The organism is Paracoccus indicus, from assembly GCF_003056335.1.
In the GTDB taxonomy this organism is placed as follows: Bacteria; Pseudomonadota; Alphaproteobacteria; order Rhodobacterales; family Rhodobacteraceae; genus Paracoccus; species Paracoccus indicus.
In genome coordinates this window covers 1-19,139 of record NZ_PYWA01000014.1, presented here as the reverse complement: position 1 = coordinate 19,139, position 19,139 = coordinate 1, and the positions used below count along the sequence as shown (strand labels likewise).

The following is a 19,139-nucleotide window of genomic DNA, read 5'->3' as shown; positions in this document are numbered from 1 at the left end:
GATGGAAAGCTATCCGCGATCCATGTCCTAAGCCAAGGGCCGCGCGCCCATCAGATCCCGGCGTCCGCCGATGGGATGGGGAAAAAGTTTCACGGTTCTGCATCCACTGCGCGTCCCGTCGCGTCATCGGTTCATACGGGCAGCGGAATGGCCACTGCCCCCGACCAAGGAGCCACCCGATGATGAACAAATTCACCGCACTGACCGTCGCAGGCATGATCTTCGGAACCGCAGGCGCCGCCCTGGCCGACGACCACGCCATGACCGCCATCGGCCTGTCGGGCGACAAGATGCTGCACAAGATCGACGCGACCTCGGCCACCGTGACCGAGTCGATGGAGGTGACGGGTGTCGACCGCCTGCTGGGCATCGACCTGCGCCCCTCGAACGGCACGCTGATCGGCGTCAGCGACACGTTCGAGATCGTCGAGATCGACCCCGCCACGGGCGAGGCGACCGTGGTTTCGACCATGGACACTCCGCTTGAAATCGCCGAGGGCGCGCCGGTCATCGTCGACTTCAACCCGATGGCCGACAAGCTGCGCTTCATGTCCGGCACGACCAACCACCGCGTCGACATCGAAAGCGGCGCCGTGACCGTCGACGGCTCGCTGGCCTTCGAAGAGGCCGACATGCACGCGGGTGAGGAACCGGCCATCGTCGCCGCCGCCTATATCAATTCCTTCGGCAAGCCCGAGGCGACCGCGATGTACGACATCGACAGCACCATCGTCGCGCTGATCCAGCAGACCTCGCCGAACGACGGCACGCTGGCGGCCGTCGGCAAGCTGGGCATCGACGGTGCCGACAGCTATGCCTTCGACATCGCAACCGACGCCGAGGGCACAAACACCGCATGGTTGGCCGCCGGTGGTCAGCTGCACACGGTCTCGCTGGAAGACGGTTCGGTTCAGGACAGCTGGGACATCAAGGATGCAGGCGATGCGGTCCTGCGCGACATCACCTTCATGACCGCCGGGATGTAATTTCCCACAGTCAGTCAAGGGGCCGGGGCGTGTCATCGCCCCGGCCCTTTCGCATGTCTTGCGCCTCAGGTCGGCGCTTGCAGCACCTTGCCGGGGTTCATGATGCCGTTGGGGTCCAGCATCTGCTTAACCTGCCACATCAGCGACAGGACCTCGGGCGATTTCGCGGCGACCAGCCTGGCGCGCTTCTGCAGCCCGATCCCGTGTTCGGCCGAAAACGACGCCCCCGGCGTCGCGGCCAGCGTGGCATAGAACAGATCGTCGATCGGGCCGCGGTCGCGCTTGGCCTCGGGGGTCAGGCCGACGCAGACATGCAGGTTGCAGTCGCCCAGATGGCCGAAGACATAGGACCGGATGTCGGGCATCTGCGCGGCGCGGGCCTCGTCCCAACGGCGCAGGAAATCATCGATCAGGCTGGCTTCGATGCTGACGTCGAAGGAGAGCATCGCCCCCAGGGGACGCGCGATCAGGTCGGTATCCTCGCGGATGGCCCAGATGGCGGCGCGCTCGGCCTCGGATTTGGCGATGACGCCGTCCAGAACCAGATCATCCGCCATGGCAGCTTCGAAGATCGACAGCAGAAGGGCCTCGGCGGCATCGGGGGTGGGGCCGGTCACCTCGACGATCAGATGCATGGCGTCCCCCGGCGGCAAGGGTTCGCGGCCCGCGCAGAGATGACTGGTCGTCAGGCGATAGAAATCGGGCCACATCGCCTCGAACGACAGCAGGTTGCCCGCGGCGATCACCTGCGCCCTCGCCAGCACCGCCTGCGCCGCCGCGACGTCCCTGCAGGCCAGCAGCGCCGAGGCGCTAGCCCCCGGACGCGGGTAAAGCCGCAGCACAGCCGCCGTCACGACACCCAGGGTGCCCTCGGCCCCGATGAACATCTGCTTGAGGTCATAGCCGGTGTTGTCCTTGGGCAGGGTGTTCATATCCTCGATGATACGGCCATCGGCCAGCACCGCCGTCAGCCCCAGCACGTTGTCGCGCGTCATGCCGTATCGGATCACCCGCACCCCGCCCGCGTTGGTGCCGATGGCACCGCCAAGCGTGGCGATGTCGCGCGAGGGGATGTCGATGCCCGTCGTCAGCCCGTGTTCGGCAGCCGCGCGGTCCAGATCGGCAATGGTGGCACCGGCCTCGGCCACGATGAAGCGCTGCAGCGGATCGATGCGCAGGATGCGGTTCATGCGTTCCAACGACAGGGCCAGCTGATCGCCGGTGGTGGCGGTGGCATCGGTCAGCCCCGTCAGCCCGCCTTGCATCACGATCGGCGTGCCGGTCCGGTTCGCCCGTTCGCAGATGGCCGCGACCGTCGCCGTGTCCTGCGGGCGCAGCAGCAGGCCCGCATTGCGGCTGGTCTCGCAATAGCCGGGGTCCAGATCGCGCAGGCGGTCAGGGGTGACGATGGCATCCGGGGGACAGATGTCGGCAAAGAGGTCACGCATCCGCTGTGCCCTTCCAAGCGGCAAGAATAGCCCCGGCGATCATCAGGTCCAAATGCGCGCCTCCGCCATTCTTGAAAAGCGTGATGTCATCGGACGACATGCGACCGCTGCGGCCCGCCTCGAGGTCGTGGAAATCGCCCAGCACGTCGTCGCGCGTGATGACCCCCGCCGCCAGCGGGATCTTCAGCTCGCCGATGTGGTCCAGCGTGGTGTCGCGGCTGTCCACGAAAATGCAGGCGCGGCGCAGAAGGGCGTCGTCTGCCTCGCGCATGTCGGCGCGGAAGGCTCCGACAAGGTCCACATGCGTGCCGGGCCGGACCCATTCGCCGCGCAGCACCGGTTCGCGCGCCATGGTCGCGCTGGCAACGATATCGGCCTGCCCCACCGCCTGCGCCAGATCGGGCGCCGCGACGGCGGGGATGCCATTGGCGGCCAGCGTCTTCGCCAAGGTCTGCGCGGTGGCGGCGGTGCGGTTCCAGATACTGATGCGTTCCAGGCTTGGGAAGATCGCGTGATAGACCCGCGCCAGCGATCCCGCCACCTGCCCCGCGCCGATGATGACCATCTGCCGGCTGTCGGGCCGGGCAAGGTGCCGCGCGCCCAACCCAGAATCCGCCGCCGTCTTCCAATAGGTGACCAGCGCGCTGTCGATCAGCGCCACGGGCGTGCCGGTGACATCGTCGAACAGCACCATCACCCCCTGAACCGAAGGCAGCCCCCGCGCCCCGTTGCCCTGCATCACCGTCACGGTCTTCAGCCCGATGCCCATGCCGTCGATCCATGCGGCCCGGTTCAGCAGCGTGTCACCCGCGCGCGTCAGGAACAGATCGCCGATGCGGGCCGGGGCCAGGCGGTGGCCGTCGGCGATGGCCTGGACCATCGAGGGCCAATCCAGTCGCGCTTCGACGTCACTTGCGCGAAGGTAGGGCAGGTTTGCTGCGGGCATGGGGTTCCTTTCGGCAATGGCTCAGTCCGTGAATGCGCCCAGATAGCTGGCAAGATTGTCGCCAAGCGCGGGCTGCATGTAGCCGCCTTCCTGCACGTTCAGGACCGGCAGGTCCATCGCACGGATCGCCCGTGCGATGGTTGCGAAATCGGCGGTCGTCAGCGTCATGCCCCTGAAGGGATCGCCCTCATGCGCATCGAGGCCAAGCGCCACGACGATGACTGTTGCCCCAAAATCGCCGATCCGGGCCAGCGCCTTGTCCAAGGCGGGCCCGTATTCCGCCATCCCCGACCCGCGCGCCAAGGGCAGGTTCAGGTTGCAGCCTGCCCCCGCGCCCGCGCCGGTTTCCTCCGCAGCGCCTGCATAGAAGGGATAGAACTGCGACGGATCGACATGCAGCGACGCCGTCAGCACATCCGCCCGATCATAGAAGATCGCCTGCGTGCCGTTGCCGTGATGCACGTCGATGTCCAGCACCGCCGGACGATGCCCCGCCGCGCGCAGATATTCCGCCGCGATGGCCGTGTTGTTCAGAAAGCAGAAGCCGCCCGCGATTTCGGCATAGGCATGATGCCCCGAGGGGCGCGTCAGGGCATAGCTGGCATTTGCGCCCTGCAGGATGTCATCTGCCGCCGACAACGCCGTCTGCGCCGACCAATGGATCGCGCCCCAGCTTTGCGGACCGATGGGGCAGGACGTGTCGGCGTTGTGGAAACCGATCTGCGCCTCGGTCCCTGGGCCATAGTGGCGTTGCGGGTCTAGGCAGAAGCGGGTCGGAACCACCTCGGCCAGATCGGGATATTCGACCAGCCGGCGGCGATGGATCGAGGCGAGGTAGTCAAGATATCGCGCGCTGTGCACCGCCGCCAATGGCGCCAGCCCGTGATCGGTCGGGGCGTGGCGTTCCAGACCGGCCCGCATGGCCCCCGCGATCAGCAGGTCCACCCGTTCGGGCCGGTCGGGGTTCTGCGTGACCCGACCGTTCAGCAGCCGGAATTGCGGGTCGTGGGCGCGCTGGCGATCGTCGTGAAAGAACTTCATTCTGCTGCCCCTTTGCCCCCGCTGCATGGTTCCGCCGCGCCTTCGGGCCAATCTGCACGACATGCACCGCCTGCGTCCACCCCCGCCGCGGCGCGTAAAATTTTCGACCGGGCAAGTGAACCCTTCCCGCGCGGCATGCCTTGGGTCAAGACCGGTCCAGATCGGCCCCGAGAGTCCGGCACGTCAAATCGCAAAGGACATGCGCATGTCTCCACTTCAGATCGCCTCGCTCATCCTTGTGCTTGCGGCGGCCTCGGGCAGCTTCAACTATTTCTTCTTCCGGCTGCCGCCCTCGATCGGCATCTTGGTGACGGCGCTTCTGGGATCGATCGCCATCCTTGGCATCGACCTGTACCTGCCGCAGCTGGAACTGGTCGGACAGGTTCGCGACCTGGTCGAATCCATGCAGTTCTCGGGCTCGCTTCTGGACGGAATGCTGGGGCTGTTGCTGTTTGCGGGGGCGCTGCATGTATCCATCGCCGACCTGCGGAAAGAGGCCCTGCCCGTCCTGCTGATGGCCACGCTTGGCATTGCCATATCAACCTCGATCGTGGGGTTCGGCTTTTCCTGGATCACGGAGACGCCCCTCCTGATCGCACTGGTCTTCGGGGCTCTGATATCCCCCACAGATCCGGTGGCGGTGCTGGGCATCCTGCAGGACGCCAAGATCCGCAAGAGCCTGGAAACCAAGATCGCGGGGGAATCCCTGTTAAACGACGGCGTCGGCTATGTGGTCTTTCTGCTGCTGGTCGGGCTGGCCTTCCCATCGGCCGACAGCCACGGGGCCGAGGGTTTCGATCTGGGCACCGCCGTGGCGCTTTTCGCGCAAGAGGCCATCGGCGGCGCGGTCCTGGGCGCGGTGCTGGGCTGGTCGGTCTTCCAGCTGATGCGCCGCATCAACGACTATCCGCTGGAGGTGATGCTGACGCTGGCCCTGGCGCTTGGCGGCTATGAACTGGCGCTTGGGCTGCATGTATCGGCCCCGATCATGGCGGTCGTCGCGGGCCTGATGATCGGCAACGTCGGTCGCCGCGACGCCATGTCCGAAGAGACGCGCACCTATGTCGACGGCTTCTGGCGCCTGATCGACGAAATTCTGAACGCCGCCCTGTTCCTGATGATCGGGATGGAAATCTTCCAGCTGACCATCACCCGCGACATGGCGGTCACCCTGCCCGCCGCCATCGCGCTGGCGCTGGTGGCGCGGCTGATGTCGGTGGCGCTGCCGATCCTGATCCTGCGCCCCATCCGCCACGAGGCCCGCGACGTTGTGCCCCTGATGACCTGGGGCGGGCTCAAGGGGGGCATCTCGGTCGCGCTGGCATTGTCGCTGCCCGACAGCGACTGGAAGGCGCCGATCCTGGCGGCGACCTATGCGGTGGTCGTCTTCTCGATCCTGGTGCAGGGGCTGACACTGGGTCGTCTGGCCCGCTGGCTGGGCCGCCGTCTGGACTACTGACCGCGGCCCACGGTCCGCCTAGATGTCGAAGGCACTGGGCAGGATCACCATGTCGCGGATGGTGACATTGCGCGGACGCGACATCATGAAGATCAGCGCATCAGCGACCTCGGCAGGCTCGATCAGCCCGCCCGCATCCTTGGCGCGCTGCAGGCGGTCGGGTTCCCAATCCGACAGCAGCGCCGAGATCACCGGACCGGGCGACACCTGCCCCACGCGGATGCCGTGCTTCAGCAGCTGACGGCGCATCGTCTGGACAAAGCAGTTGATCGCCCATTTGGAGGACGCATAGACCGGCTCGACATCCACCGCCGTATAGCCGGCAACCGAACAGGTGACGAAGATGTCGCCGGTTCCACGCTTGATCATATGCGGAGCGACCGCCTGCACGTTCTTCATCACGGCATTGACGTTCAGCGTCAGCATGCGGTCGATGGCCTCGGGGGTGGTATCGCCAAGATCACCGCCGATATAGCTGCCTGCATTGCACAGCAGAATGTCCAGATGGCCGACCTTGTCCAATATCTCCGGCACCATCGCGTTGCAGCTGCCGCTGTCCAGCAGATCGGTCACCTGCGCGATCGCCTTGGGCCCCAGCTCAGCCACCAGTTCGTCCAGCGCCTGCCTGTTGCGATCGACCATCACCACGCTTGCGCCCGCCTTCAACAGCGCGCGCGTGGTCGCAAGCCCGATCCCCGAGGCCGCCCCCGTGATGGCCGCGATCTTGCCGTTCAGTTCTTCCGACATTCCTGTCTCCTTCATGATGTGTTTGTATCTGGTCCCGATCAGACCGCTAGAAAGCCGCCGTCCACGGGCAGCATCGCGCCGGTGATCATCGCGGCGTCATCCGACAGCAGCAGCGTGATGGCGCGTGCGACATCTTCGGCCTGCGCGAAGCGTCCGGCCGGATGGCGTGCCATCATCGGGCCGCTCTTGCCCGGATCGCTCCAGGCGGCGGCGGCCAGTTCGGTCATGGTGACGGTGGGGGCCAGGGCGGTCACGCGGATGCCGTGGGGCCCCAGTTCGCGGGCCATGACGCGGGTCGCCCCCTCCAGCCCCGCCTTTGATGCCGCATAGCAGAGATGTTCGTCGAAACCGCGATGTCCCGCGATGCTGGTGACATTGACGATGGCCCCGCCCTTGCCCTCGGCCACGCGGCGGCGGGCAAATTCCTGCGCGCAGATCAGGGCGCTGCGCAGGTTGATGTCCATCACGGTATCATAGCCCGCGTCCGACATCTGCAGCAGGCTTTCCAGCACGTTGGTGCCGGCGCAATTCACCAGATAATCGCAGGACCCGGCCTGCGTCATGGCGGCCCGCGCAGCCTTGGGGTCCGACAGGTCAGCGGCGATGCCCTGCCCGCCGGTCAGGGCGCAAAGGCTGTCCAGATCGGCCTGCGTCCGGCTGATGGCCACGACATGCGCGCCGCGTTCGGCCATGGTCAGCGCGGTGGCGTGGCCGATGCCCTTGCCTGCGCCGGTGATGATGATGGATCTGTCTTGGAACTGCATTGGCGGCCTCATGGGGTCGGGGGCGTGTCGGCGCGGATCTGTCGCGCAACCGCCTGAAGTTGCAGGAATGCGCGATAGCGGCTGTCATGCAGGCGGCGAATGTCACCCTCTGCGGGCTGACAGCTGCCCTGCACGCGGGTCATGGCGGACATGGCGGCGGGAATGTCGACATGCGCACCGCCCGCCACCGCGCCAAGGATGGCCGAACCCAGCAGCACCGGCTCCGGGCAGGCGGTGACATCCACCGGCAGGCCGGTCGCATCGGCCAGCAGCTGCCGGACCAGCGGATGGCGCCCCGCGCCGCCACTGATGGCAATGCGCGACACCTTTGCGCCGTGGTCAGCCTGAGTGTCGATGATCTGGCGCAGGCCATAGCCCAGCCCACAGATCCCCGCGACATAGAGCGCCACCAGCGAGGGGACATCCACCTCCATCCCCTGCCCCATGACGACAGCGCGGGCATGGGGGTCGGCAAAGGGCGCGCGGTTGCCAAGAAATTCGGGCACGACATGCAGATGACGTGCCTGCTTCACGGCGTCACCCGCCGCGCCGGCCTGATCGGCCAGCCATTCGGGCAGCGATGTTCCGGCATCCTGCGCGGCGCGTGTTGCCTGCGCGTGGGCCGGATGCATCGTCACAAGATGGTCGATGGCGGCGCCCGCGACGGATTGGCCGCCCTCGTTCAACCAGGCACCGGGCACCATGGCCGAGAAATAGGGCCCCCAGACCCCCGGCACGAAAGCCGGTTCGCGCGTCGTCGTCATCGTGCAGGACGAGGTTCCGAAGACATAGCCAAGCGATGCGGTGGGATCGCCCGCGCCGACCGTGCCGATCCCGCCCGCATGGGCATCGATCAGACCGGCCGCCACCGCGATGCCGGTCGGCAGACCCATGGCCTGCGCGGCATCCGGGGACAGGCCGGTGCCAAGCGCGGTCCCGGCCTCGACCACTTCCGTGCCGATACGGGCAAAGCCCTCGTCGGCCAGATCGCCCAGGCCGATGGCGCGGAAGTAATCTGCGTCCCACCGTCCCTCATGCGCCAGATAGGTCCATTTGCAGGTCACGGTGCAGACGGACCGGGCCGTGCTGCCGGTGGCCTTCCACGTCAGGAAATCCGTCAGGTCGAAGAAATGGCGCGCCGCGGCAAAGACCTGCGGGCGGTTTTCCCGCAGCCACAGCAGCTTCGGCGTCTGCATCTCGGGCGAGATGCGGCCACCGACATATTTCAGCACCTGATGATCACCCGCGTTGATGCGGGCAGCCTGATCGACGGCGCGGTGATCCATCCAGACGATGATGTCGCGTTCGGGGTGATCAGGGTCACCCACGGGCGAGGGTTCGTCGCCCTGCACCACCAGCGAACAGGTGGCGTCAAAGCCGATCCCCGCGACGCTGGCCGGATCGATGCCTGCCTGCGCAACGGCCTGTCGGGTGGCCTGGCAGACCGCATCCCAGACCTGCGCGCTGGATTGTTCCGCGATTTCGCCCGTGGGGCGGTGCATGTGGATGGGGCGGCTGGCATGGGCCAGCAGATGACCCTTGGTGTCGAAGACCCCTGCCCGTGCCGATCCGGTGCCCACGTCGATGCCGATGAGATGTCGGGTCATGTCAGCGCCACTCCCGCCCGATATAGATGGCAAGCAGGATGATCAGGCCCTTGATGACGTCCTGCATATAGGGGTTGATCCCCATCAGGTTCAGCCCGTTGTTCAGCACGCCCAGCAGGATCGCCCCGATCAGCGTCCCAAGGATCAACCCGCGCCCGCCCGCGATGGCCGTGCCGCCCAACACGACTGCGGCGATGGCGTCCAGTTCGAAACCGACACCGGCGTTTGGCTGGCCGCTCATCAGGCGACCGGTCAGGACGATCGCGGCCAGCGATGCCGTCAGGCCGGAAATGGCAAAGACCGCCAGCTTGACGCGGCCCGTGCGGACACCCGACAGGCGGGCGGCGGTTTCATTGCCGCCGATGGCATAGACGTGGCGACCAAAGGGGGTGCGCTGCAGCAGCACCCATGCCAGTGCATAGATGACCAGCATGATGATGACCGGCACCGGCACGACGCCGATGCGCCCGATGCCGAACCATGACACCCAGCCCGGCAGACCGCTGATCGGATAGCCGCCCGAATAGATCAGCCCCAAGCCACGTGCGATGCCCATCATCGCCAAGGTCACGATGATCGCGGGCATCCGCCCCCATGCGACCAGCGCGCCATTGACCAGCCCAAGCCCCAGCCCGACCAGCAGCGCGGCCGCCAGTCCCAAACCTCCGGGCAGTCCCATGTTGACCATCAGACCCGCTGCGATGGTGCCCGCCAAGGCCATGACGGCCCCCACCGACAGATCGATCCCGCCTGTCAAAATGACGAATGTCATGCCCACGGCCAGGATGCCCACGACCGAAACCTGCCGCAGCACGTTCAGGATATTGGCCAGCGTAAAGAAGTTGTCGCTGGCAAAGCCCATCAGGATGGACACGACGATCAGCCCCACCAAGGGCAGCGCCAGCGGGGAATGCAGCAGCCATTCAAGGGCCTTGCCCTTGCGTGACGTGGCGATTTCGGCGTCATGCGACATGGTCGACCTTTCCGGTTGTGGCATGGGTCATGATCCGTTCCGAGGTGATGGCGTCGCCCTCGACCGTCGCGACAATACCGCCCTGGCGGAAGACGCAGACGCGGTCGGACATCCCGATCACCTCGGGCAGCTCGGACGAGATCATGATGATGGCATAGCCCTGCGCGGTGAAATCGCGCATCAGTTGATAGATTTCGGCCTTGGCACCGACATCGATGCCGCGGGTGGGTTCGTCGAAGATCAGCACGCGCATGTCGTGGTTCAGCCAGCGGGCGATCACCACCTTCTGCTGGTTGCCGCCCGACAGCGTATCGACGCGTGCATGCGGACCCTGCGCCTTGACGCGGACCTGCTGCATCGCGGTGCGGGTGCAATCGCGTTCCTTGCGGAAATCGATGAACCAATGGCCCTGCGCGTATTTCCCGTAATTGTTCAACGAGATGTTCTGCAGGATCGAGAATTCGGTGATAAGTCCCTGTTCCTTGCGGCTTTCGGGAAGCAGACCGATGCCCTGCGCCAGAGCGTCTGCTGCGTCGCGCAGGCGCGTCGGCACACCGTCGATGGCCAGCTGACAACTGGCCGCGCCATATTCACCTAACATCGACAGCACGGTTTCGGTGCGCCCCGATCCGACCAGCCCGGCAAAGCCCAGAATTTCGCCCGCGCGCAGATCAAAGGCGCTGATGGGACCGCCACGGCGCAGCTGCAGGCGGCTGACCTGCAGGACGGTTGCGGCATCCGGGTCGGGGGTGGGCTTCGGTGGAAAGCTGTTTTCGATGCGGCGGCCGACCATCATCTCGACCAAGCTGTCAGTATCGACCTGCGCGACATCACAGTCACCGACGTATTCGCCGTCGCGCAGGACGGTGATGCGGTCGCAGATCTCGAAGATCTCGTCCAGGTGATGCGAGATGAAGACCAAGGCGACACCCGCCGCCCGCAGTTCGCGCATCACCTTGAACAGATGCGCGGTTTCCGACGGGGTCAGCGTGGCGGTGGGTTCATCCAGAACCAGGATGCGCGCATCCAGCGACAGCGCCTTGGCGATTTCCACGAATTGCTGTTCAGCCACCGACAGACGCGCGATGGGGATGTCCAGCGGGATGTCGACCTCCAGCCGCTTCAGGATCTGACGGGCGCGTTCGCGCATGGCGCGACGGTCCAGCAGGCCCAGACCGTTGCGGATCTCTCGCGCCAGAAACATGTTCTCGACCGCAGTCAGATAGGGGATCAGGCTGAATTCCTGAAAGACGATGCCGATGCCCGCCTGAATGGCGTCGTCATAGGTGGGAAAGCTGCGTTCCTGGCCGTCGATCAGGATCGTGCCGCTGCTGGGTTGGATGATGCCGCTGACGATCTTCATCAGCGTCGATTTCCCGGCCCCGTTTTCGCCCAGCAGGGCGTGAACCTCGCCCGCGCGGACGTGCAGATCGACGCCGTGCAGGACCTCGATCCGACCAAAGCTTTTGCGTATTCCGCGCAGTTCCAGCATGACGCCTCCGGTGGTTGTGACCGCGCCCCCTCGATGGGGCGCGGCCGGTTGCAGGGGTCGACTTACCAGCTGAAGTCGGCGGCGTTTTCGGCATCGACCGTGCGCACATCGATCGGCACTTCGGTCGGAACCACGCGGGCACCCCAGTGCTGCGCCAGCGCCATGCCCAGCCCCACGCGGATCTGGTCGCGGGGGAATTGCGCCGTCGTCTGGATGAAGGCGGTGCCGTCGGCGATGGCCTTGACCGCTTCGGGGGCCCCATCCACCGAGGTCAGCTTGATGTCGCGCCCCGACCCCTGGATCGCGGCCAGCGCGCCCATCGCGCCGCCATCGTTGACCGAGAAGATGCCGGCCAGATCGGCATGCGACTGGATCATGTTTTCCACCACACCCAGGGCGACCGAGCGGTCCTGACGGCCATTCTGGGTATCGACCAACGTGATGCCTTCGTGTTCGTCCAGCGCCGCCTTGCAGCCCTCGACCCGTTCCAGGATCGGGACGACGGGAATGCCGTCCAGGATGGCAACCTCGCCCTGCCCGCCAAGCGCTTCGGCCAGATAGCTGCAGGACTTATAGCCGGCATCGCGGTTCTTGGACCCGACGAAGCTGTCGACCGGACCATTGGCATTGGCATCGACCGCGACCACGATCACGCCTTGGTCCTTGGCCATCCGAACGGCCGATTCCACGCCCGCGCTGTCCGTCGGGTTCAGCAGCAGGATGTCGATGCCCTGTTGCAGCATGTCCTCGACGTCCGAGATCTGCTTGGCAACGTCATGGCCCGCATCGGTCACCACGACCTCGGCACCGATGTCGGCGGCAGCTTCGTTCAGCGCCTCTTGCATGCTGACGAAATAGGGGTTGTTCATTTCCTGAAAGGTCATGCCAATCTTCAGCGGCGCGTCCTGCGCCAGTGCCCCGTGGGCGCCTGCGATGGCCAGTGCCGCGATCGAGGCGGTCTTCAGCAGATGTTTCATGTCTTCCTCCCGTTGGTTGTGATTTCGACAATCCTTTTCCGGTCGCTGCGGGCGATCTGGCCGGCAACGTTCGGATGGACTGCGGATGGTTCCCCGTCAGCCGGCCATGCGGACCGTCTGGTTGGCCGCGAAGGTCGCCCGGAAGTCCGAGGGCGACATCTTCTTCAGCTTCAGGAAATGGCGGTTGAAATTGGACAGGTTCGAGAACCCGACCTCGAAGCAGATGTCGGCGATGCGGGCCTGCGGGTCCGACAGCAGCATGTGGCAGGCCAGATCGATCCGCATCTGGTTGCGATAGCGCACCAGCGTCGTCCCGGTATGGGCCTTGAACGACCGCGAGAACCCGCTGAGCGTCTGCCCCGTCAGATCCGCCAGCGTGCTTTCGCTGACCTGATCCAGCAGGTTTTCCCGCAGATGGGCCAAGGCGCGGTTCATGTCCGAATCCTCGGCCCGTTCGACGTCGAGGACGAAGCTGAGGCTGGCCAGCGTCTGCGTGTCCTGCGCCTGCGCCAGCATGTCCAGGATCTGGAAGAACAGCCCAAGGCGACGCACGCCCCGCGCCTTGATCAACTCGTGCATCAGCGGGCCCACGGCGCGGCTGGTCCGGTCGTCGAACAGGATGCCCCGGCGGCTGCGGTCAAGCAGGTGACGGACCGTCTCCATTTCCGGAAAGGCGTCGCGGGCGTTCTCGACGAAGCTTTCGGGAAACTGGATGACGGCGGTGCGGCAGGGAACGATGTCGCCCGGCGTCACGTCGCTGATCCAGTTCTGCGGCAGGTTCGGGCCGGTCATGATCAATTGCCCCGGCCCGAATTCGCCGAAATGATCGCCGATATAGAACTTGCCGTGCGTGGCAACGACCAGGTGGATCTCGTACTCGGGGTGATAATGCCAGCGCACCGTGCGGAACGGATAGCCGTGCTTCCACGCGGCGAAGGACTCGCCCTTGCGGATATGAACAAGCTCCAGATCGGGCTGCATGGTTCCTCCCCTCCTGCGCCAGCCCGGCCCGCCGTGGCGGTGCCGCCTCCTTTGTGGCGCATGTCCAAGGGGTATCACGCCACCCCGGCATGGTTCCACGAGCAGGTCGCATTTTTTCCGATACTTTTTTGCAGGTTCCGGCCGCGGACGACGACCAAAGCCCTGGTTTTTGCTGCATTGCAGCATGAAAAGACCGCCATTGCGCGGGTGAATGGCCCTTGGGGCGCATACTTTCCCGGCGGGCATGGCCTGTTTCGTATCACCGCAACCGGTTTTCCGGTCCCGAGGTGTCGCAGGATCACTGCGCTGCCGTGCGTGTCGAAGAGCACAGATGGTGTGGATCGCCCCCGGTTCGCGATCAGGGCGTCGGCAGATCGCGTCCCAGCTTTCGCAGGCAGCGCAGCAGCACCGCATGTTCGTCAGGTGTCAGCCGTGCCGCCAAGGCCCGGTCATGCTCCAATGCGATCGCTGCCAGATCGGCATAGGCCGCCTGCCCTGCCCGGGTCAGGCACAGGCGCGCCCGGCGGCGATCCTCATCGACCGTGTCGCGCGTCACGAAGCGCTTGGCCTGCAGGGCGGCGACCGCGCGGCTGATCTTGGTCTTGTGGACCCGCGCCATCGTTCCGATCTGCGTGGCATCCATCGGCCCGAACTGTCCCAGATGCGCCAGCACCCGCCATTCGGTGCGCAGCATGCCATAGCGGTCCTTGTAGATGCGGCCAAAGCCCTGCCCGACCTCCTCGGCGGCGTGGTTCAGCAGATAGGGCAGGAAATCCTGCAACCGGAACGGGGTGGCATCGGTCATGGCAACCTGCGCAAAGATCGTTGTTGGTTACAAATACAACCATTACCCCGAAAAGGAAGCCGATAACAGGAGAACGCCATGACATCGCAGGACCCCATCCGGAACGCGCTGGCCGGATCGACCCCCGAATACATGCCGGGCTTCGGCAATGATTTCGAGACCGAGGCCCTGCCCGGCGCCCTGCCCCAAGGCATGAACAGCCCGCAGAAGGTCAATTACGGCCTTTACGGCGAACAGCTGTCCGGTACGGCCTTCACGGCGCCCGGGCATCAGAACGAACGAACGTGGTGCTATCGCATCCGCCCCTCGGTCCGGCATCAGGGGCGGTTCTCGCGCATCGCGCTGCCGTTGTGGAAATCCGCGCCGCATGTGATCGAGAATGTCACCAGCCTCGGCCAGTATCGGTGGGACCCCGTGCCCCATTCCGACGAACCGCTGACTTGGCTGACGGGCATGCGGACCATGACGACGGCGGGCGATGTGAACACGCAGACAGGCATGGCGTCCCATGTCTACCTGGTGACGCAATCGATGCAGGATGCCTATTTCTATTCCGCCGATGGCGAACTGCTGGTCGTCCCGCAGGAAGGCCGCCTGCGCTTCGCCACCGAGCTGGGCGTGCTGGAGATCGGCCCGCAAGAGATCGCGATCATCCCGCGCGGCCTGGTCTATCGGGTCGAGGTTCTGGAAGGCCCCGCCCGTGGCTTCGTCTGCGAGAATTACGGCCAGAAGTTCACCCTGCCCGGACGCGGCCCCATCGGCGCCAACTGCATGGCCAACCGGCGCGACTTCAAGACCCCCGTCGCGGCCTATGAGGACCGCGAGGTGCCATCCACCCTGACCGTCAAATGGTGCGGCCAGTTCCACCAATGCGACATCGCGCAAAGCCCGTTGGACGTGGTGGCGTGGCACGGGAACTATGCGCCGGTGAAATACGACCTGCGGACCTATTGCCCGGTGGGGTCGATCCTTTTCGATCACCCCGACCCCTCGATCTATACCGTGCTGACCGCCCCGAGCGGCATCGAGGGCACGGCGAACATCGATTTCGTCCTGTTCCGCGACCGCTGGAACGTGGCCGAGAACACCTTCCGCCCGCCCTGGTACCACAAGAACGTCATGTCCGAGCTGATGGGCAACATCCACGGCCAATACGACGCCAAGCCCAAGGGCTTCGTCCCCGGCGGGATCAGCCTGCACAACTGCATGCTGCCCCACGGCCCCGACCGCGCCGCCTTCGAGGCCGCCTCGAACGCCGATCTGGCCCCGCAGAAGCTGGAGAACACCATGTCCTTCATGTTCGAGACCCGCTTCCCCCAGCACCTGACGGAATTCGCCGCCCATACCGCCCCCTTGCAGGACGATTATGTCGAATGCTGGGACGGGCTGGACAGGAAGTTCGACGGCACGCCGGGGGTCAAGTGATGGCACTGATGCCAAGCTGGGTCGCCAGCGCCAATGATCCCGACACGGATTTCCCGCTGAACAACCTGCCCTATGGCGCGTTTTCCACCGGTGGTCAGCCGCGATGCGGGGTCGCCATCGGTGACATGATCCTTGATGTCAGCGCAGCGGAAACCGCCGGTCTGACCGACACGCGGGGATTGTGCCAGGATGGCGTCTGGAACCCGTTGATGGCGGCGGGTCCGACGGTCTGGGCCAGCTTCCGGCAGCGCCTGACCAGGCTGCTGGCCGAAGGCTCGGACCACGTCGCCGAACTGACGCCGATGCTGCACCCTGCCGCAGATGCGGTGATGCACCTGCCCCTGACCGTGGCCGAGTTCACGGATTTCTATGCCAGCCGCCAGCACGCCACCAATGTCGGCACGATGTTTCGAGGGGCGGAAAATGCGCTGCCGCCGAACTGGCTGCATATCCCCATCGGCTACAACGGGCGGGCCTCGACCGTGGTGGTGTCGGGGACGCCGATCCATCGACCGAACGGGCAGACCCGCGCCAAGGATGCCGCAATGCCCGGCTTCGGTCCCAGCACCCGTCTGGATATCGAGCTTGAGATCGGGACCATCGTCGGCACCCCGTCACGGATGGGCCAGCCCGTGACGGTCGATCAGGCACAAGGGATGATCTTCGGCCATGTCCTGCTGAACGACTGGTCGGCGCGTGACATCCAGGCTTGGGAATACCAGCCGCTCGGGCCGTTTCAGGCCAAGGCCTTCGCCACCTCGATCAGCCCGTGGATCGTGACCACGGCAGCGCTGGCGCCCTTTGCCGTGCCCACCCCGCCGCGCGACCACGATCTGCTGCCCTATCTGGCCGAAGGTTCGCCGGGCCTCTTCGACATCAAGCTGTCGGTGGCGCTGTCGACAGGCGGCGCAGCGCAGACCATCAGCCGCACGAACATGCAGCACCTCTATTATTCCCCGGCGCAGCAGCTGGCGCATCATGCCTCGTCGGGATGCGCGATGCGGACAGGCGATCTGCTGGGGTCGGGGACGATCTCGGGCGACGATGACGACAGCATGGGATCGCTGCTGGAGCTGACTTGGGGCGGCGAGCACCCGTTGCAACTGGCCGACGGCCAGACGCGCAGCTTTCTGCAGGATCATGACGTGGTCACGCTGGCCGGACATGCGCAGGGCGAGGGCTATCGCGTGGGCTTCGGCAGCTGCACGGGCCAGATCCTGCCCGCGCCGCGCTTTCCCTGAAGGCTACAGATGGCCCAGATCGAAGCCGGGATCGTCCTTGACCGTGCGCAGGACGATCTCGGACCGGACCTGGGCCACATGTTCGTTGGGCAGCAGATGTTCGTGGATGAAGCGCGCAAAGCGTTCCAGATCCAGCGTCCGCAGGTCCAGCACGTAATCCGCATCCCCTGACACGGAAAAGGCCGAGCGCACCTCGGGGTGCAGCGACAGAAACCGCGCGAAGCTGCGTTCGCTGTCGCCGCCATGCCGGCGCAGGTTCACCCGCACGATGGCACGCAGCCCGAAGCCCAGCCTGTCGCCGTCCAGCCGCGCGGCATAGCCCCGGATCAGGCCGCCCTCCTCCAGCGCGGCACGCCTGCGCGAACATTGCGAGGGCGACAGATTCACCATCCCAGACAGCGCCGCATTGGTCAGCGCACCGTCCTTCTGCAGGGCGCGCAGGATCGCGATGTCGAATTCATCCAGCGTCATCATCACCTCTTCCACCAGCCGCCTCATGCGCCATGAACGGACCTGATGCACGGCGTCACGCAGATACCGCGCCCTGACGCATGATACATGCATTGCGATCCATGCGCGATCCCCAGAACGCAAACAAAACGCAGCCGATGGGGTGCATGATGGTGCCAAGTTGAAAACATGGAAGGAGAGCCACATGGGACCGTTCCCGCATGATGCCCCCAAGGCGACCATCACCACGGAAAACCCCGCAGGCACCGACGGCTTCGAATTCGTTGAATATGCCCATCGCGACCCTGCCGTGCTGGACAAGCTGTTCCGCCAGATGGGCTTCACGCCCGTGGCCAAGCACAAGACGCGCGACATCACGCTCTATCGTCAGGGCGACATCAACTATCTGCTGAACGCCGATCCGGACGGCCATGCGGCGCAATTCGTCAAGGAGCACGGCCCCTGCGCCCCCGCCATGGCCTGGCGCGTGGTCGATGCGCAGCATGCGCTGAAGCGCGCGGTCGAGCTGGGCGCCACCGAGTATACCGGCGACGGCAAGTCCATCGATGCGCCCGCGGTCTATGGCATCGGCGGATCGCTGCTGTATTTCATCGACACCTATGGCGATCAGGGCAGCGCCTATAACGCCGATTACGACTGGCTGGATGCGGTCGATCCGCGCCCCGAGGGCTTCGGCTTCTACTACCTCGACCACCTGACGCATAACGTCGTGCGCGGGAACATGGACACCTGGTACAGCTTCTATGCCAAGACCTTCAACTTCAAGGAGATCCGCTTCTTCGACATCAAGGGCAAGCAGACCGGCCTGACCAGCCGCGCGCTGACCTCGCCCGATGGCAAGATCCGCATTCCGATCAACGAAAGCGCCGACGACAACAGCCAGATCGAGGAATACCTGCGCGAATACAAGGGCGAGGGTATCCAGCACATCGCCATCGCCAGCAACGACATCTATGGCGGGACCGACAAGATCGCCGATGCCGGGATGGAATTCATGCCCGGTCCCCCCGCCACCTATTACGAGATGAGCCGCGCCCGCGTGAAGGGCCACGAGGAACCGCTGGACCGCATGCAGAAGCGTGGCATCCTGATCGACGGCGAAGGCGTGGTCGGCGGTGGCCAGACGCGTATCCTGCTGCAGATCTTCTCGAAAACGGTGATCGGGCCGATCTTCTTCGAGTTCATCCAGCGCAAGGGCGATGACGGCTTTGGCGAGGGCAACTTCCGCGCCCTCTTCGAATCCATCGAGGAGGATCAGGTCCGCCGCGGCGTCCTGAAGGCCGAGCCCGCCGAATGATCTGGACCGATCTGTCCTCGGCCCCCGCCCCCGGCACGCCGGTGGTGGGGGTTTCGTCGATTTCGGGCGCACAGACGGTGACCGTGACCACCCAGAAGGGTGACTTTCCCCTGCTGCTGGTCGCGACCGGGGAAGGCATCAAGGGCTATGTCAACGCCTGCCCGCATCAGTTCCTGCCGCTGGACTATCGCAGCCCGCACCTTCTGTCGCAGGGCGGGACGCGGCTGATTTGCAGCGCCCATGGCGCGATGTTCGACGCCGCCACGGGCAAGGGCGTTGCAGGTGAAGGCTTGGGATGCAGCCTGTCCTCCGTCCCACTGAGGGAAAAGGACGGTCAAATTCTTATCGGCGACTAGGTCATGTTGACGAAAGGGATTCACAGGGCGCGCTGATCATGATTCAAGCTGGTATCTGCGATGGAGACCAGCTTGGCACGAGACCTGATGTCGGACGAAGAGTAGGCGTTTCACGAGCGTTTT

The 19,139-nt window shown here is 65.3% G+C and carries 18 protein-coding genes; 6 read left to right on the top strand and 12 right to left on the bottom strand.

Going from position 1 to position 19,139, the window contains the following annotated elements; translation table 11 throughout:
- The first annotated feature begins 182 nt into the window (after window positions 1-182).
- On the top strand, window positions 183-986 hold the full coding sequence (locus DDE75_RS16665; protein WP_108503524.1) for a DUF4394 domain-containing protein: 804 nt from the start codon (window positions 183-185) through the stop codon (window positions 984-986).
- 65 nt (window positions 987-1,051) lie between these two features.
- Here the strand turns inward: DDE75_RS16665 and DDE75_RS16660 are convergent, their stop codons facing one another.
- The 3 genes from DDE75_RS16660 to DDE75_RS16650 are packed head-to-tail and all read right to left on the bottom strand — an operon-like array spanning window position 1,052 to window position 4,421.
- Entirely contained in the window at window positions 1,052-2,434 is a 1,383-nt protein-coding gene (locus DDE75_RS16660; RefSeq protein ID WP_108503515.1) for an FAD-binding oxidoreductase, read from the bottom strand.
- A complete protein-coding gene (locus DDE75_RS16655) occupies window positions 2,427-3,380 on the bottom strand; it encodes an ornithine cyclodeaminase family protein (protein ID WP_108503514.1) in 954 nt (317 codons plus the stop codon). Before DDE75_RS16655 ends, DDE75_RS16660 begins: the two co-directional genes overlap by 8 nt.
- Window positions 3,381-3,401: 21 nt before the next feature.
- Window positions 3,402-4,421 (bottom strand): histone deacetylase family protein, encoded by a 1,020-nt coding sequence (locus DDE75_RS16650; protein WP_108503513.1) that lies wholly within the window; start codon window positions 4,419-4,421, stop codon window positions 3,402-3,404.
- A gap of 205 nt (window positions 4,422-4,626) precedes the next feature.
- Here DDE75_RS16650 and DDE75_RS16645 point away from each other — a divergent pair, with 205 nt between their 5' ends.
- Window positions 4,627-5,880 (top strand): cation:proton antiporter, encoded by a 1,254-nt coding sequence (locus DDE75_RS16645; protein WP_108503523.1) that lies wholly within the window; start codon window positions 4,627-4,629, stop codon window positions 5,878-5,880.
- An 18-nt stretch (window positions 5,881-5,898) separates the two neighbouring features.
- Here the strand turns inward: DDE75_RS16645 and DDE75_RS16640 are convergent, their stop codons facing one another.
- From DDE75_RS16640 to DDE75_RS16605, 8 genes are all read right to left on the bottom strand, one after another.
- Window positions 5,899-6,627 carry an SDR family oxidoreductase gene (locus DDE75_RS16640; protein WP_108503512.1) on the bottom strand — a complete coding sequence of 243 codons (729 nt, stop codon included), beginning with the start codon at window positions 6,625-6,627 and terminating at the stop codon, window positions 5,899-5,901.
- Window positions 6,628-6,665: 38 nt separating this feature from the next.
- The gene (locus DDE75_RS16635; protein ID WP_108503511.1) at window positions 6,666-7,391 is read right to left on the bottom strand and encodes an SDR family oxidoreductase; all 726 of its coding nucleotides are present in this window, start codon (window positions 7,389-7,391) and stop codon (window positions 6,666-6,668) included.
- Between the two features lie 8 nt (window positions 7,392-7,399).
- Window positions 7,400-8,998, bottom strand: a complete 1,599-nt coding sequence (locus DDE75_RS16630; protein ID WP_108503510.1) for an FGGY-family carbohydrate kinase — start codon at window positions 8,996-8,998, stop codon at window positions 7,400-7,402.
- A 1-nt stretch (window position 8,999) separates the two neighbouring features.
- Complete coding sequence (locus DDE75_RS16625) at window positions 9,000-9,971, bottom strand: ABC transporter permease (RefSeq protein WP_108503509.1); 972 nt, start codon at window positions 9,969-9,971, stop codon at window positions 9,000-9,002.
- The gene (locus tag DDE75_RS16620; protein WP_108503508.1) at window positions 9,961-11,463 is read right to left on the bottom strand and encodes a sugar ABC transporter ATP-binding protein; all 1,503 of its coding nucleotides are present in this window, start codon (window positions 11,461-11,463) and stop codon (window positions 9,961-9,963) included. Before DDE75_RS16620 ends, DDE75_RS16625 begins: the two co-directional genes overlap by 11 nt.
- A gap of 62 nt (window positions 11,464-11,525) precedes the next feature.
- Window positions 11,526-12,440, bottom strand: coding sequence for an ABC transporter substrate-binding protein (locus DDE75_RS16615; protein WP_108503507.1), 915 nt, complete (start codon window positions 12,438-12,440; stop codon window positions 11,526-11,528).
- A 96-nt stretch (window positions 12,441-12,536) separates the two neighbouring features.
- A complete protein-coding gene (locus tag DDE75_RS16610; protein WP_108503506.1) occupies window positions 12,537-13,421 on the bottom strand; it encodes an AraC family transcriptional regulator in 885 nt (294 codons plus the stop codon).
- 358 nt (window positions 13,422-13,779) lie between these two features.
- On the bottom strand, window positions 13,780-14,226 hold the full coding sequence (locus DDE75_RS16605) for a MarR family winged helix-turn-helix transcriptional regulator (RefSeq protein WP_108503505.1): 447 nt from the start codon (window positions 14,224-14,226) through the stop codon (window positions 13,780-13,782).
- A gap of 78 nt (window positions 14,227-14,304) precedes the next feature.
- Between DDE75_RS16605 and hmgA the strand changes: the two genes are divergently transcribed.
- Together hmgA and fahA are read left to right on the top strand one after the other, a co-directional pair.
- Window positions 14,305-15,651 (top strand): homogentisate 1,2-dioxygenase, encoded by a 1,347-nt coding sequence (gene hmgA, locus DDE75_RS16600; RefSeq protein ID WP_108503504.1) that lies wholly within the window; start codon window positions 14,305-14,307, stop codon window positions 15,649-15,651.
- On the top strand, window positions 15,651-16,892 hold the full coding sequence (gene fahA / locus DDE75_RS16595) for a fumarylacetoacetase (protein ID WP_108503503.1): 1,242 nt from the start codon (window positions 15,651-15,653) through the stop codon (window positions 16,890-16,892). Before hmgA ends, fahA begins: the two co-directional genes overlap by 1 nt.
- 3 nt (window positions 16,893-16,895) lie before the next feature.
- On the opposite strand, the gene DDE75_RS16590 is transcribed toward fahA, so the two are convergent.
- Entirely contained in the window at window positions 16,896-17,390 is a 495-nt protein-coding gene (locus DDE75_RS16590) for an Lrp/AsnC family transcriptional regulator (protein WP_245894784.1), read from the bottom strand.
- A 157-nt stretch (window positions 17,391-17,547) separates the two neighbouring features.
- Between DDE75_RS16590 and hppD the strand changes: the two genes are divergently transcribed.
- Together hppD and DDE75_RS16580 are read left to right on the top strand one after the other, a co-directional pair.
- Window positions 17,548-18,660, top strand: a complete 1,113-nt coding sequence (gene hppD / locus DDE75_RS16585) for a 4-hydroxyphenylpyruvate dioxygenase (RefSeq protein WP_108503502.1) — start codon at window positions 17,548-17,550, stop codon at window positions 18,658-18,660.
- On the top strand, window positions 18,657-19,016 hold the full coding sequence (locus DDE75_RS16580) for a Rieske (2Fe-2S) protein (RefSeq protein WP_108503501.1): 360 nt from the start codon (window positions 18,657-18,659) through the stop codon (window positions 19,014-19,016). The genes hppD and DDE75_RS16580 overlap by 4 nt, the downstream gene beginning before the upstream one ends.
- Window positions 19,017-19,139 lie beyond the last annotated feature (123 nt).